The following is a 13884-nucleotide window of genomic DNA, read 5'->3' as shown; positions in this document are numbered from 1 at the left end:
TGGGGTCGCCGCTCGCGTACCGGTCCTGGGCGTGCCTCAGGCCGGGCTGAGGTCCTGGGGCGGCTCGCCCACGGACCCGGGCATCGCCTGGACGCTGGCGCCGCCCTCGCCGGCCAGGGCCAGGAAGTGCAGGTGACGCTCGTATTCGGAAAGCACGTCGCCGAGCACCTGGCCGCGGGTATAGCCGTTGAGGTCCTTGTCCGCGCCACCCTCGGTCAGGTAGACGTCGAGGCGCACATAGTAGTCGTCGTCCGCCGGCAGGAAGCTCGGGGTGCGCAGGCGGTGGGCGCGCACCTGGTAGACGAAGCCGTGGGCGTCGTCGAAGTCCGCCTGCAGGGTCAGCTGCGGCAGCGGTTCGCCCTCGACCGCCTCCTCGGTCACCGTGGCCGGCTGGCCGCGGCTCTCGAGCTCCTCGGCGAACTGGCGCAGGGCCGGCCGGACGGCGTGCTCGACGGTAGCGGCGGCGCCGGCCCGGGTGGAGGTGTCCAGCGCCCGGTCGAGGCGCTCTCGCCAGTCGCCGCCCGGCGCGGTGCCGCTGACCTGGCGGCGGGCCTCGGCCTTCTTGCTCTCGAGCTTCAGCGCGCGGGTCATGCCGGCCATGATCGCGAAGATCACCAGCGAGAAGGGCAGGGCGGTGATCACCACCGCGCTCTGCAGCGCCGACAGGCCGCCGGCCATCAGCAGGGCCACGGTGACCAGGCCGATGGCCACGGACCAGAAGATGCGCAGGCGGATCGGCGCGTCGTGGTTCACATCCGACAGGATCGAGGTGAAGTTCGCCAGCACCAGGGCGCCGGAGTCGGCGGAGGTGACGAAGAACACGATACCCAGGATGGTGACCACCGAGGCGGTGATACCGATGTAGGGGTACTGCTCGAGGAAGGTGTAGATGGTGGTCTGGGGGGCGTTGAGCGCCTGCTCCCCCAGCTCGACGAGTCCCTGGTTGGCGACCATCTCGATGCCGCTGTTACCGAAGATCGACATCCAGGCCATCATGAAGCCCAGCGGGATCAGCAGGGCGCCGATGACGAACTCGCGAATGGTCCGACCCCGGGAGATGCGCGCCAGGAACAGGCCGACGAAGGGCGTCCAGGCGATCCACCAGCCCCAGAAGAAGATGGTCCACCAGCCCTTCCACTGCTGGGCATCCTCGCCGGCGAAGGCGTAGGTGTCGAAGCTGTTGCCGACGAAGCCGCTCAGGTAGTCCCCGGCGTTGAGCACCAGGGCATCGAGCAGGTGCAGGGTATCTCCCTGGAAGAGCACGAACAGCAGCAGGGCGGCGGCCAGCCCCATGTTGAACTCGGACAGGCGGCGGATGCCCTTCTCGACGCCGGTGACCACCGAGATGGTCGCGAGGATCACCACCAGCACGATCAGCACCACCTGGGTGGCGAGGCTCTCGGGCACGCCGAACATGAAGGTCAGGCCGTAGTTCAACTGCATCACGCCGATGCCGAGGCTGGTGGCGATGCCGAACACGGTGGAGATCACCGCGGTGATGTCCACGGCGTTGCCGATGGGGCCGTTGATGCGCGTGCCCAGCAGCGGGTAGAGGGCGCTGCGGATGGCCAGTGGCAGGCGGTGGCGATAGCTGAAGTAGGCCAGCGCCATGCCCATCAGCACGTACATGCCCCAGCCGGAGAGCCCCCAGTGGAGGAAGGTCTGGGGCACGGCGGCACGCATGGCCGCGGCACTTTCCGGGGCCAGGTCCGGCGGGGTCAGGTAGTGGGACAGTGGCTCGGCCACGCAGAAGAACAGCAGGTCGATGCCGATGCCGGCGGCGAACAGCATCGAGGCCCAGGACACCAGCGAGAACTCGGGGCGCGAGTGGTCCGGGCCGAGGCGGATCGAGCCGACCCGCGAACAGCCGATCACCACCACGAAGGCGAGATAGATCACGGCGGCCAGCATGTAGTACCAACCGAAGGTGTCATTCACCCAGGCCAGGCCGGCGTCGAAGAAGGCGCCGGCCTCCTGGGTGAACGTCATGGTCAGGACCAGGAACACCAGGATGCCTGCCACGCTGCCGTGGAAGACCGTGCGGTTGATCCGGTCCCGTCGCTCGGGAAGGGCGATGTTATCCGTCATTCAGTGAGACTCCTGTCGTTGTTGGGGCGACTCTTTTTTAAATGAACGTTCAAATAAAATACTCACATCCCCTGCGGTCTGCAAGTCGGCCTGCCGGTCGGGTCGGGAATCTCGAAGTTCGGTGAGAGGAAAACGAAGACGCCCGGCACGAGGCCGGGCGTCCTGGGAGGCGGGGAGGGCGGCGTCAGCCGGCGTCGGGGTGCCGGGGGCGCTCGCCGCCGTGGTGCGAGCCGGGGCCCTTGTGGTCGGGCCGCATGGCCTCGCGCAGGCGGCTCAGCTGTTCCTCGTCGAGATGCTCGGCGAGGGTCTCGCGATAGTCGGCGCGGAGTGCCTGCCAGGCCGCCCGGCGATCCTCGCGGCTGTCGAAGGTCTGGTCGTGCAGCGCCTGGGCCTCGGCATGGAAGGCGGCGCGCTGCTCGCGGAGCGTCTCGCGGGTCGCCTCGTCGAGCTGCCACTCGTCGAACAGGGCCTCCAGACGGGTCTCGCGGGCCTGGCGCTGCTCGGCGCGCCATTCCTGGCGCATCTCGCGCTTGGCCTGCTCGAGGGCCGCGCGCTGGTCGTCGTCGAGGATCTCCTCGAGCCGCTCGCGGTGCTCGGCTTGCAGTTCCTGCAGCGCCTGGTGATGCTCGGCGCGGGCCTCGGCCAGGGCGTCGCGCGTCTCGGCGTCGAGGCCGGCGCGTTCGAAGAGGGCCTCGCGCTGCTCGGCACGATGCTCCCGGTGATGTCCCCCCTCGTCGGGAGCGGCGCTGGCGGAGAGCGCCAGGGGGGCGATGGCGGCGGCCAGCAGGGCGGGGGCGAACAGCTTGCGGGTCAGGCTCGTCTTCTTCATGTCGGGCATTCCTTGTGGCCTTGGGTTGACGCTTGCAGTGTCGCCCGGCGGCGTGCAAGGGCCGTGGACCCAGGGTGCAAAGGTGGTGCATGTCCGCGGGACTTCACTCCTCCGGCTGGTACTTGTAGCCCACGCCGTAGACCGAGCGAATGATCTCGCGCTCGGGCCAGACCTCGGCGATCTTCTTGCGCAGCTTCTTGATATGGCTGTCCACGGTGCGCTCGGAGACGATGCGGTGATCGCGGTACATGTGATCCATCAGCTGTTCCCGGGAGAAGATGCGCCCGGGCGACTGCATCATCACCCGCAGCAGCTGGAACTCCACCGCGGTCAGCCCCAGGTCCCGACCGTCGGCCAGCGCCCGCCAGCCGTCCTCGTCCAGGCTCAGGGTGTTGGCGTCGCCGGCGGTCTCCGGGGCCTCGGCGGCACGGCTGCGGCGCAGCACGGCCCGGGCCCTGGCCACCACCTCCCGGGGGCTGAACGGCTTGCAGATGTAGTCGTCGGCGCCGAGCTCCAGGCCCAGCAGCCGGTCGACCTCCTCGACCCGCGCGGTGAGCATGATGATCGCGACCCGCGGCCAGCGCTGGCGAATCTCCCGGCACAGTGTCAGGCCGTCGGTGCCCGGCAGCATCAGGTCGAGCAGGACCAGCTCCGGGCGGGCCTCCTGGGCCTCGAGCCAGGGCAGGACCTTGTCGCCGTGGTCGATGTGGTGGCAGTCGAAACCGCTGCCCTCCAGGTAGTCCGCCACCAGGCGGGCGATCTTGGGTTCGTCCTCGATGATCAGGACTCGGTCGGTCGCGGGGTCCGGGGCAATCATGCGTCATCCTCCCTGAGTTGATGTTCGGCGATGGCCGGAAAGGTCAGCGTCCAGCATAGCCCGCCCAGCGACGACGGGCTGGCGACCATCTCGGCACCGTGGGCCCGGGCCAGGGCCATGGCGATGGACAGCCCCAGGCCGCTGCCGCCACTGGCGCGGCTGCGCGATCCCTCGACCCGGTAGAGGCGTTCGGTGAGGCGCGGCAGCTCGGCCTCGGGCACCCCCGGGGCGCTGTCCTCCCAGCTCACCTGCCAGCCCTCCCCGGTGGCCGCGAGGCGCACCCTCAGCCGGCCCGGGGGGCGGGTGTAGGCACAGGTGTTGTCCAGCAGGTTGGTCCACAGCTGGCGCAGCCGCTGGGTGTCGCCGCGGATCCAGGCCGGACCCGCGATCTCGCTGTCGAGCGCGAGACGGCTGTCGGCCAGCCAGGGAGCGGCCTCGTCGAGGCGGGCGGCGAGGCTGGCGGCGAGGTCCAGGGGCGCCAGCTGGACCTCCAGGGCACCGGCGTCGCTCTGGGACAGCAGCCGGAGGTCGGCCACCAGGCGCTCGAGCTGGTCGACCTCCTGGGCCAGCGAGCCCAGGTTGTCCAGATCCAGGGGACGGATGCCGTCCTGCATGGCCTCGATCTCGCCGCGCAGCACGGCGAGCGGCGTGCGCAGCTCGTGGGCGATGTCCGAGACCCAGCGGCTGCGCGCCTCGCGGCTGGCCTCCAGGGTGGCCGCCAGGACGTTGAAGTCGCGTGCCAGGCTGGAGAGCTCGTCGCGGCCGCGCTCGGCCAGGCGGGTACTGTAGTCGCCCTCGGTGAGGCGCCGGGTGGCCAGGGTCATGCCCCGGGTACGGCGACCGAGCCACCAGGACAGGCCCCCCGCCAGCAGCAGGGAGGCCAGCCCCAGGGCGGCGACGATGATCGCCAGGTTACGGCGCTGCTGGGAGAGGAAGATCCGATCCATGCGCGCCATCAGCTGCTGGGGCGGTCGGTAGCCCAGGGTGCCGACCCGGGTGCCGTCGCTGACGATCGGCAGCCAGCGCAGCTCCGCTGCCTCCAGGTCGTTGTCCGGCGGCAGTCCGATCACCGGCAGGCCCTCGGCGTCATGGAGCACGAAGTCCTTGGGATCCCCCAGGCGGCGCTCGATGCCCTCCGGCGGCGGGGCATCCCCCGGCCACAGCTGGCGACGCACCAGGTGGTGCCAGGTTCGCGGCGACTGGCGCAGCCACTGCCAGTCGCCGCGCCAGGCCCATTCGTCGGCCAGGCCCTTGGCCAGGGTCTCTGCCCGCCGGGTCTGGGTGCGGTCCAGGTACTCGATGAAGCCCTGGTCGAGGCTGCGCGACACGGCGATGAAGACCAGTCCGGAGATGGCCACGTTGACCACCAGGATGATCACGAACAACTTGATCCCGAGCCGGGACACGGCCGGGGTGAAGACAGAGCGGGAACGCATGGACGGACTCCGCGGGCCAGCAGGGACGAAGGGACGACACCCTATCATCCCCGATCGGTGTGCAGGCATTGTGCAGGTGTCGCCCCATTGGGCCGGTCACAGCGTCAGCAGGAACAGGATCAGCGGCGGTGAAAGCAGCGAGAGGATGAACCCGCTGACCACCGCCACCGGCACGCAGGCCACGCCGCCGTGCTGCTGGGTGACCCCTGGAGAGCGGCAGGGTGCCCATGGCCTACAGCGTCAGCAGGAACAGGATCAGCGGCGGTGAGAGCAGCGAGAGGATGAACCCGCTGACCACCGCCACCGGCACGCAGGCCACGCCCCCGTGCTGCTGGATGACCGGCAGGGTGAAGTCCATGGCCGTGGCGCCGCCATAGCCGATGGCCAGCGCCGCCTGGCGGCGGATCACCAGCGGGATCAGCACGAAGGCCAGCAGCTCGCGGCCGAGGTCGTTGAAGAAGGCCACGCCGCCGAGCAGGGGGCCGAGCTGGTCGCCGATCAGGATGCCGGACAGCGAGTACCAGCCGAAGCCGGCGGCCAGGGCCAGGCCCTGGTTCCAGGGCAGGTCGAGCAAGGGGGCGGCGAGCAGGCCGCCGACCAGCGAGCTCGCCGCCAGGGTAATGGCGATGGCCAGGCCGAACCGGTTGAGCAGGATCTGCCGGAGCGGCATGCCGGAGTTGCGCAGCTGGCAGCCGATCAGCGCGAGCAGGGCATAGAGCACCCATTCCGCCAGCCGCTCCGCCCAGGGGAACAGGCGCTCGCCCAGGGGGCCGCCGGCCACCACGCCGAGCACGACCCCCAGCAGTACCACCCCGACCAGCGACAGCGACCCGGCCATGGCGGCGAGCTTGCTGGTGGGGGCGCCGGCCACCACCCGCGAGGGATCCACCGCCAGGCGCAGCCGGCGGGACAGCCAACCCAGGGCCGCGAGGTTGCAGGCCGAGGTCACGCCGAGCAGGGTCAGGGCCTGCCCGCCCATCCGCGAGAGCTGGCCGCCGAGGTCGTCGAGGCCGGCCAGCCCGATCCCCATCAGCAGCAGGATCACGTAGATCGAGGCATTCACGCCACGGTTGATCAGGGCCATCGGCCCCGCCTGCCGGACTCGGACCAGATAGCCCAGGACCAGCGGCAACAAGACGATCAGCAGACCGGTCAGCATGCGAGAGTCCCTTCTCCTTGGGGGTGCCGTCGGCGACCCGAAAACCGGCTACTCTAGCAGCCTGTCGGACTCGACGCTGCTCTACTGCGAAACCCGGGCTTTCGGCCGATGTCATTCGATCTGATTCGTTAAATAGCGGGCTATTCGCCTCATCAGATCGATAAACTCGTCTCGAAATCCGTCTTTCTCGTGACGATCGGTCAAATCCGACCGGCTGCCAGGCATTTTTGCCTGGTGGCGGAGGGGGCTCAGGGCTCGGCCAGCGCGGTCAGGGTCAGCCGGCTGCGGCGCTGGCCGTCGCGGTGGTACTCCATGGCCAGCAGCAGGCCGGGACGCCGCGCATCCAGGTCCAGCACCAGCCGCCTGTCGGCCTCGGCGGGGTCGGTGAGGGCGACCCGCACCCTCTCGAAGCGGCCCAGCGGCAGGGACAGGGCATCCCGCCCCAGCACCCGGTAGTGCAGCACTTCCTCGCGGCCCTTGTGGTCACGGTAGCGCAGCGGGCAGTCCCGGGCGCAGGCATTGTCGATGACCCGGCGGGCGAGGGCGACCAGCGCGCTCTGGCGATCGGGCAGGGCCCCCAGGTCCCGCCGGTCCAGCGAGTAGCCCCGCTGGATCCCCAGCAGCGAGTAGCCGGCGGCATAGTGCAGGGCGCGAACTCCATCCTCGGCGACCCGGAAGCGTCCCCACTCCCGCCCCCAGGCCCCGGGCAGCTCGGTGCGCATCTCGCTCTGCCAGGTGCCCCCCTCATGGCGGAGACGATGGCGGATGTCGGCATCCGGCCAGCCGTCTACCTGCAGGTGATAGCGGGCGCTGAAGGCCTGCGGCTGGGGCGCCGCCAGGGCGGGCAGGGCCAGCGACAGCAGCGCCAGCCAGCCGATGAGGCGCAGGGCGGAAGGGAGCATGGCGGTGCCTCGATGGGGTGACTGTCCTGAGAGCGCGGCGGGTCGCCCCGGGTTCCCGCCGGTCATGGCCGATTCATCGATGGCGGGCTAGGCTGCCCTGGCAGGGCCCCGCTTTCCCTCCCCATGCACAAGGAGATCCCCATGGCCAGCTTGCTGCTCATCGCCGGCGACTTCGTCGAGGACTACGAGATCATGGTGCCCTTCCAGGCCCTCCAGGCCATGGGCCACCAGGTGGATGCGGTGTGTCCCGACAAGCGCGAGGGAGATCGCATCCGGACCGCCATCCACGACTTCGAGGGTGACCAGACCTATACCGAGAAGCCGGGCCACAACTTCGTCCTCAACGCCACCTTCGCCGAGGTCGCCCCCGACGACTACGACGGTCTGGTGATTCCGGGGGGGCGCGCCCCCGAGTACCTGCGCCTGGACGAGCGGGTTCTGGAACTGGTGCGTCACTTCTTCGACCACGAGAAGCCGGTGGCCGCCATCTGCCATGGGGCCCAGCTGCTGGCCGCGGCGGTCTCCCTGGAGGGGCTCCGGGTCTCGGCCTATCCGGCCTGCGCCCCCGAGGTCCACCTGGCCGGCGGCGACTTTGCCGAGCTCGAGGTCGATCAGGCGATCGTCAGCGACAAGCTGGTCACGGCCCCGGCCTGGCCGGCCCATCCGGCCTGGCTCGCCCGCTTCCACGAGTTGCTGTAGCCCCGACCCGCTGCCGGCGGGGCCTCCATGCCCCGCCGTGGCACGGGGTAGGGACGTGTCCGGGGTCAGTCCCGGGCGACCTGGCGCTCCAGTGCCTTAGAGAGCGTGACCGGATAGGCGGTTTCGCCGTGGTCGAGGCGTCGCAGCGTCGCCGGCAGCTGGGTCAGGGCCTGTGCTACCCGTTCCCGGGCGGTGTCTGCCAGGGCCATCGCCTCCGGGACGGGCCGGCCGCCCTCCACGCAGGGAATCAGCAGGGGCGTGGCCGCGTCGATGGCCTCGTCCCGCGCGGCGATGACATCGCCGCTGTAGTGTCCCATCGCGTCCCGGCGACGATACACCTGCTTGCGCCCGGGCAGGTTGATCTTGCCCGTGGAGTGCTTGACCCGCGGCGTGCCGGCGTACTCCACCAGCTTGTAGGAGAGGTCGATGACCGGGGCGTCTGCCGCCACGCCCATCTGGGTGCCGACCCCGAAGGCGTCGATGGGCGCCCCGTCCTCGAGCAATGCCTCGATGGCCTGCTCGTCGAGGCCGCTGCTGGCGACGATCTTGATGTCCTCATGGCCGGCCTCGTCGAGCAGGGCGCGCGCGCCCCTGGCCAGTTCGCCCAGGTCCCCGGAGTCCAGCCGGATGGCGCTGACGCGCACCTCGGGGGCGTCGCGCATCAGGTCGATGACCTGGCGCACCCCGGCGAGGGTGTCATGGGTGTCCACCAGCAGCGTGGTGCCGGGGTAGTAGCGGGCGAAGGCACGAAAGGCCGCCCGCTCGCTGTCGTGGGCGAGCACGTAGCTGTGGGCCATGGTGCCGTTCAGGGCGAGGTCGTGGCGCAGGCCGCCGAGGACGTTACTGGTGCCGGAGAGCCCGGCGGTGCGGTAGGCCCGCACCCCGCGGACGGCGGCATCCACGCCGTGCATGCGGCGCATCCCGAAGTCCACCACCGGCCGGCCCCGGGCCGCCATGACGATGCGCACCGCCTTGGAGGCGAGCACCGTCTCCAGCTGCACCAGGTTCATCACCAGGCTCTCGAGCAGCTGAGCCTGGGCGATGGGGGCGTCGACCTCCAGCAGCGGCTCGTTGGCGAAGACCGGCGTGCCCTCGGGGAGGGTCCAGATATCGCCCTCGAACCGCCAGTTCGCCAGCCAGTCGAGAAAGTCGCTCTCGAAGTGGTCGAGGGTGGCCAGCCGGGCCAGGGCCCCATCGGTGAAGCGCAGCCGGCTGGCCACTTCGGCGGCATGCTGCTGGCCGCAGGCGAGCATGAAGCGTCGCTGGGGTGGCAGCTGGCGAAAGAACAGGCTGAAGGTGGCGACCTCGTGCATGGCCTCCTTCCAGTAGGCCTGGGTCATGGTCAGCTGGTAGAGGTCGGTCAGCAGCGCCAGCTCGTCGTCGTCCACCTGGAGGGGCGTCGGCCGGCTCATGGGCGCACCTCGGCACCGGCATCGGCGAACTCGCGCCGGCACGTCGCCACGTTGTCGGCATCCACCGCCGCGCTCAACGACTCGAGCAGCAGCGTGTCGAAACCTTCCCGGCGGGCGTCCAGCACCGTGGCCCGGACGCAGACGTCCAGGGCCAGGCCACAGACGACGACCCGGGTGATGCCGCGGTCGCGCAGGTAGTCCCCGAGGCCCGTGCCGTCGAATCCCGAATAGGCATCGGCGTCGAAGGCCGTGGCCTTGCTGACGCGGATGGTCTCCGCCGGGAGCCGGAGGTCCGGATGGAAGGCGGCCCCCTCGGTGTCCTGGACGCAGTGCACCGGCCAGGGGCCGCCGCGGTGGGCGAAACTGACATGATCCACCGGGTGCCAGTCCCGGGTGGCCACCACCAGGGCGCCGGCCTGGTGGGCCGCGGCGATCTCGGCGTTGATGCCCGCGACCAGGGCGTTGCCGCCGGCCACCGCCAGGGCGCCGCCCTCGCAGAAGTCGTTCTGCATGTCCACCACCAGCAGCGCGTCGCGGCGACTGTAGTCCACCTGAGCGTGACGCATCGTGCACCTCCTTCGAGGTCGGTGTGTGTCTTCCTCCAGCCTACGCCCTGCATCCGGTTTCGTGTAGGCCCCTCTGCGACCTGTCCCCGGCGCCCCTCGACAGGCCTGGCCGGGAGCCATGTGGGCCCTTCAGTAACCGGCCTCGGGGTCGATGGTCTCCACCGGTTCACCGGCCTCGAAGGCGCGCAGGGCCTCGGCGACCTGGTCCACGGCCTCGGCCAGCGGGGTGGGGCCGGCCATGTGTGGGGTGACGATCACCCGAGGGTGGTGCCACAGCGGGCTGGTCTCGGGCAGCGGCTCCTCGGGGAAGGCATCCAGCAGGGCGCCGCGCAGCCGGCCCTCCGCCTCGCCGTCACCCAGAGCCTCGAGCAGGGCGGTCTCGTCGACCAGCGAGCCACGGCCGGGATTGATCAGGGTGGCGCCCTCGGGCAGTGCCGCCAGGGCGTCGGCGTCGATGATCCCGCGGGTGGCCGGGGTGTCCGGCAGCAGCAGCACCAGGGTGTTCACCCGGCCGAGCAGCGTCATCAGGCCCGCCTCGCCGTGGTGGCAGGTCACCTCGGGCAGCCGCTTGGAGGAGCGACTCCAGCCATGCACCGGGAAGCCGTCGGCGGCGACCATGGCGGCCACCCTAGCGCCGATGGCCCCCAGGCCGAGCACGCCCACCGGCCAGTCGGCCTTGTCGATCAGCGGATGCTCGTGCCACGTCGCCCGCGACTGCTGGCGGGCGTAGCGATCGAAATCACGCTGGAAGTGCAGCAGGCCGTAGCGCACATAGTCGCCGATGGGCCCCGCCATGCCGGCGTCGCGCAGCTTGACGATGGGCACGCCGCGGGGCAGCCCAGGGTTGTTCAACAGGGCGTCGACGCCGGCGCCGAGGTTGACGATTCCCTTGAGGTGCGTCGGCTCGCCGAGCAGCTCGGCGGAGGGCTTCCAGGCCGCCAGGTAGTCCGCCCGCCGGCGCTCGGTGAGGGGGGCTGTGCTGGTGAAGACTTCGGCCTCGGGCAGGCGGCTGGCCAGGGCCTCGCGCCAGGCCTCGGCGGCATCGGTGTGGACCATTACGCGCATGGGACCTCCTTCTAGTAGACGATCTGCATCATGGGGGGTGGGGCCTCGTCGAGCATCCCGCCGAGGCGGGCCAGGCCCTGCTCGAGGCGTGCGATATCGGGCTCGGCGCCCAGGCTGAGCCGGATGCGCCGCGGGGCCGGGGTCTGTTCGACCATGAAGGGTGCCGCCGTGGTGATGGCCACCCCCTCCTGCTCGGCCTGCTGCTGGAGTTCCTCCGCCCGCCAGGCGGGGGGCAGCGAGACCCAGACATGCAGGCTGGAAGGGCGGGCGCTGCGTTCATGGCCGTCGAGCAGTCTCGCGGCCAGCCGCTGGCGTTCGGCGAGCAGCCGACGCTGCTCCGCCGCCATGACCTCCAGGCTATCGTCGGCGATCCAGGCATCGGCGATCTCGAAGATCAGCGGGGTGGCCATCCAGGTGGTCGCGCGCATGCGCGGCAGGGTGTGGTGCAGCTGGCCCCGGGGCACGCTGAGATAGCCGGCCCGGACCCCGGGCACGGTGGCCTTGGTCAGGCTGGTGACATGAAAGCCCAGCTGCGGCACCCGGGCGGTGAGCGGGGTGAGACCCGGCGGCTCCAGCAGGGCGTGGACATCGTCCTCGATGAGCCAGACGCCATGGTGATCGAGGACCCGGGCCACGGCGTCGCGTCGCGCGGTGTCCATGGTCGCGCCGGTGGGATTGAGCTGGGTCGGCGTCAGGCACACGGCGCGCGGTTTGAAGCGCCGACAGGCGAGGTCCAAAGCCTCGGGAACCACGCCACGTTCGTCGATGGTCACGCCGCGCAGCTGGAAGCCCAGGGTGCGGGACAGGGCGATCAGGCCATGGTCGGTGAGGGCCTCGGTCAGCACCAGGTCGCCGTGCTGGACCACCGTGGAGATGGCCAGCATCAGGCCATGGGCGGCGCCATTGCACAGCACCCGGCTCTCGGGCTCGCCGGGCACGCCGAGCCGCTGGCTCAGCCAGTCGCTGGCCCGCTCGCGATGGTGGGGCAGGCCGGCGATGGGACGATTGGCGGTCACCACGTCCGGGCTGGCCTGTTCGGCGAGCCGCGCCAGGGTCTCGCGGAAGCGCAGGTGATGTCCCGGGGGGCAGATCGGATGGGCGATGGACAGGTCGATCAGGGCGCTTTCATGGCGCGGTTCCTGGCCGCGCAGGTAGGCCGACTCCCGGGCGTCGTCGAGGGCGTTGATCCAGGTGCCGCTGCCGACCCGGGCCTGCACCAGGCCCATCTTCTCGGCCTGGGCATAGGCGCGCGAGACGGTCTGCACGCTGACGTTCAGGGTCTCGGCCAGCTGGCGGTGCGGCGGCAGCCGGGTGCCCGGGGTGAGGTCGCCCTGACGGATGGCCTCGGAGAGGGCGCGCGCGATGGCCAGGTACTTGGGGCCGGTATCCGTGAGGTAGGGCGTCAGATCAATTGTCATGATGCAATAAAGCCTTTGACCGGTCGCCGAGCGGGGGTGCTAGTATCAGCGTTGAGACATTGACCGGAAATTGTCATGACACATGCTAGCAAACGTCATGACAATTCACACGACCCCAGGCGTGGCCGGCGAGTCCGCTCTTGCGCCCCGGCCGCCTCCAGGAGAGGACGTGGCCGGAATTCGGTGATGTGATCGTTTGATGAGCGATTCCATGATTGAGGTTTCCCTGCCGTTCACTCGCGAGGAATATCTCGGCCGCCTCTGGAAGGTACGCGCCGAGATGGCGAGTCGAGGCATCGATGTGCTGATCATCAGCGACCCCTCCAACATGGCCTGGCTGACGGGCTATGACGGCTGGTCCTTCTATGTGCACCAGTGCGTGCTGCTCGGCCTGGAAGGCGAGCCGGTCTGGTACGGCCGGCGGATGGATGCCAACGGCGCCCTGCGCACCTGCTGGATAGACCCGGAGAACATCACCTACTACCCGGACTACTACGTCCAGAACCCCGACATGCACCCGATGGACTACCTGGCCCAGACGATTCTCCCCGATCGCGGCTGGCACGAGGGCGTGGTGGGCATGGAGATGGACAACTACTACTTCTCGGCCAAGGCCTACCAGAGCCTGCTGCGCGAGCTGCCCCATGCCCGCTTCATGGATGCCAATGTCCTGGTCAACTGGTGTCGTGCCATCAAGTCGCCCCAGGAGATCGAGTACATGCGCATCGCCGCCAGGATCGTCGAGGGCATGCACTCGCGCATCCTCGAGGTGATCGAGCCGGGGCTGCCCAAGAGCAAGCTGGTCTCCGAGATCTACCGGGTCGGCATCGAGGGCTGGAAGGATGCCAGCGGCAAGGTCTACGGCGGAGACTACCCGGCCATCGTGCCCATGTTGCCCACCGGCAAGGATGCCGCCGCGCCGCACCTTACCTGGGACGACAGCCCCTTCCGTGAGGGGGAGGGGACCTTCTTCGAGATCGCCGGGGTCTTCAAGCGCTACCACGCCCCGATGTCGCGCACCGTCTTCCTGGGCCGCCCCCCGGCGGAGTTCCTTCGCGCCGAGTCGGCGTTGCTCGAGGGCATCGACAACGGCCTGGCGGTGGCCAAGCCCGGCAATCGCACCGCCGACATCGCCATGGCCCTGGGCGCGGCCATGGACAAGTACGGCTTCGACCGCGGCGGTGCCCGCTGCGGTTACCCCATCGGCATCAGCTACCCACCGGACTGGGGCGAGCGCACCATGAGCCTGCGCCCCTCCGACGAGACCATCCTCAAGCCGGGCATGACCTTCCACTTCATGCCCGGCCTCTGGGAGGAGGAGTGGGGCCTGGAGATCACCGAGAGCATCCTGATCACCGAGACCGGCTGCGAGACCCTGGCCGACTTCCCGCGCCAGCTGTTCGTGCGCTGAGCCGGCTAAGTCGCAGTCGCCTGAAGCGAGGGGCGCCGGGGACAGGTCGTAGGGGGAACAGACCTGTCGCCGGATCAGCCCC

At 70.1% G+C, this 13884-nt stretch carries 12 protein-coding genes; 2 read left to right on the top strand and 10 right to left on the bottom strand.

Annotated features, from left to right (window positions below; all coding sequences use genetic code 11):
* Positions 1–36: 36 nt before the first annotated feature.
* The 6 genes from betT to OCT48_RS15160 form a co-directional block, all read right to left on the bottom strand.
* The gene (gene betT, locus OCT48_RS15185; RefSeq protein ID WP_263589969.1) at positions 37–2088 is read right to left on the bottom strand and encodes a choline BCCT transporter BetT; all 2052 of its coding nucleotides are present in this window, start codon (positions 2086–2088) and stop codon (positions 37–39) included.
* 184 nt (positions 2089–2272) lie between these two features.
* Positions 2273–2917, bottom strand: coding sequence for a hypothetical protein (locus tag OCT48_RS15180; protein ID WP_263589968.1), 645 nt, complete (start codon positions 2915–2917; stop codon positions 2273–2275).
* Positions 2918–3020: 103 nt separating this feature from the next.
* Complete coding sequence (locus OCT48_RS15175; protein WP_263589967.1) at positions 3021–3734, bottom strand: response regulator; 714 nt, start codon at positions 3732–3734, stop codon at positions 3021–3023.
* Positions 3731–5170 (bottom strand): ATP-binding protein, encoded by a 1440-nt coding sequence (locus OCT48_RS15170; RefSeq protein WP_263589966.1) that lies wholly within the window; start codon positions 5168–5170, stop codon positions 3731–3733. The genes OCT48_RS15175 and OCT48_RS15170 overlap by 4 nt, the downstream gene beginning before the upstream one ends.
* A gap of 232 nt (positions 5171–5402) precedes the next feature.
* Positions 5403–6329 carry a lysine exporter LysO family protein gene (locus tag OCT48_RS15165; protein ID WP_263589965.1) on the bottom strand — a complete coding sequence of 309 codons (927 nt, stop codon included), beginning with the start codon at positions 6327–6329 and terminating at the stop codon, positions 5403–5405.
* Positions 6330–6577: 248 nt separating this feature from the next.
* Positions 6578–7231, bottom strand: coding sequence for a hypothetical protein (locus OCT48_RS15160; RefSeq protein ID WP_263589964.1), 654 nt, complete (start codon positions 7229–7231; stop codon positions 6578–6580).
* A 141-nt stretch (positions 7232–7372) separates the two neighbouring features.
* On the opposite strand from OCT48_RS15160, the gene OCT48_RS15155 reads away from it, so the two are divergent.
* Positions 7373–7930, top strand: coding sequence for a DJ-1/PfpI family protein (locus tag OCT48_RS15155; RefSeq protein WP_263589963.1), 558 nt, complete (start codon positions 7373–7375; stop codon positions 7928–7930).
* Between the two features lie 65 nt (positions 7931–7995).
* On the opposite strand, the gene OCT48_RS15150 is transcribed toward OCT48_RS15155, so the two are convergent.
* From OCT48_RS15150 to OCT48_RS15135, 4 genes are all read right to left on the bottom strand, one after another.
* Complete coding sequence (locus OCT48_RS15150; RefSeq protein ID WP_263589962.1) at positions 7996–9342, bottom strand: nicotinate phosphoribosyltransferase; 1347 nt, start codon at positions 9340–9342, stop codon at positions 7996–7998.
* On the bottom strand, positions 9339–9908 hold the full coding sequence (locus OCT48_RS15145) for a nicotinamidase (protein WP_263589961.1): 570 nt from the start codon (positions 9906–9908) through the stop codon (positions 9339–9341). Before OCT48_RS15145 ends, OCT48_RS15150 begins: the two co-directional genes overlap by 4 nt.
* 129 nt (positions 9909–10037) lie before the next feature.
* Positions 10038–10973, bottom strand: coding sequence for a 2-hydroxyacid dehydrogenase (locus OCT48_RS15140; protein ID WP_263589960.1), 936 nt, complete (start codon positions 10971–10973; stop codon positions 10038–10040).
* An 11-nt stretch (positions 10974–10984) separates the two neighbouring features.
* Positions 10985–12391, bottom strand: a complete 1407-nt coding sequence (locus OCT48_RS15135) for a PLP-dependent aminotransferase family protein (protein ID WP_263589959.1) — start codon at positions 12389–12391, stop codon at positions 10985–10987.
* A 211-nt stretch (positions 12392–12602) separates the two neighbouring features.
* Between OCT48_RS15135 and doeA the strand changes: the two genes are divergently transcribed.
* Positions 12603–13802 carry an ectoine hydrolase DoeA gene (gene doeA / locus OCT48_RS15130; protein WP_263589958.1) on the top strand — a complete coding sequence of 400 codons (1200 nt, stop codon included), beginning with the start codon at positions 12603–12605 and terminating at the stop codon, positions 13800–13802.
* Positions 13803–13884 lie beyond the last annotated feature (82 nt).

Origin of the sequence: Halomonas sp. M4R1S46 (assembly GCF_025725685.1) — a bacterium.
In the GTDB taxonomy this organism is placed as follows: Bacteria; Pseudomonadota; Gammaproteobacteria; order Pseudomonadales; family Halomonadaceae; genus Halomonas.
Note: the sequence above shows the minus strand (reverse complement) of the source record. Positions and strands in the feature narration are given on the sequence as shown.

Bases quoted from the DNA above. Each gene is read 5' to 3' on its own strand.
- OCT48_RS15140 (WP_263589960.1), bottom strand. From the start codon at position 10,973: ATGCGCGTAATGGTCCACACCGATGCCGCCGAGGCCTGGCGCGAGGCC.
- OCT48_RS15170 (WP_263589966.1), bottom strand. From the start codon at position 5,170: ATGCGTTCCCGCTCTGTCTTCACCCCGGCCGTGTCCCGGCTCGGGATC.
- OCT48_RS15165 (WP_263589965.1), bottom strand. From the start codon at position 6,329: ATGCTGACCGGTCTGCTGATCGTCTTGTTGCCGCTGGTCCTGGGCTAT.
- OCT48_RS15180 (WP_263589968.1), bottom strand. From the start codon at position 2,917: ATGAAGAAGACGAGCCTGACCCGCAAGCTGTTCGCCCCCGCCCTGCTG.
- doeA (WP_263589958.1), top strand. From the start codon at position 12,603: ATGATTGAGGTTTCCCTGCCGTTCACTCGCGAGGAATATCTCGGCCGC.
- OCT48_RS15135 (WP_263589959.1), bottom strand. From the start codon at position 12,391: ATGACAATTGATCTGACGCCCTACCTCACGGATACCGGCCCCAAGTAC.
- OCT48_RS15160 (WP_263589964.1), bottom strand. From the start codon at position 7,231: ATGCTCCCTTCCGCCCTGCGCCTCATCGGCTGGCTGGCGCTGCTGTCG.
- OCT48_RS15145 (WP_263589961.1), bottom strand. From the start codon at position 9,908: ATGCGTCACGCTCAGGTGGACTACAGTCGCCGCGACGCGCTGCTGGTG.
- OCT48_RS15150 (WP_263589962.1), bottom strand. From the start codon at position 9,342: ATGAGCCGGCCGACGCCCCTCCAGGTGGACGACGACGAGCTGGCGCTG.
- OCT48_RS15155 (WP_263589963.1), top strand. From the start codon at position 7,373: ATGGCCAGCTTGCTGCTCATCGCCGGCGACTTCGTCGAGGACTACGAG.
- betT (WP_263589969.1), bottom strand. From the start codon at position 2,088: ATGACGGATAACATCGCCCTTCCCGAGCGACGGGACCGGATCAACCGC.
- OCT48_RS15175 (WP_263589967.1), bottom strand. From the start codon at position 3,734: ATGATTGCCCCGGACCCCGCGACCGACCGAGTCCTGATCATCGAGGAC.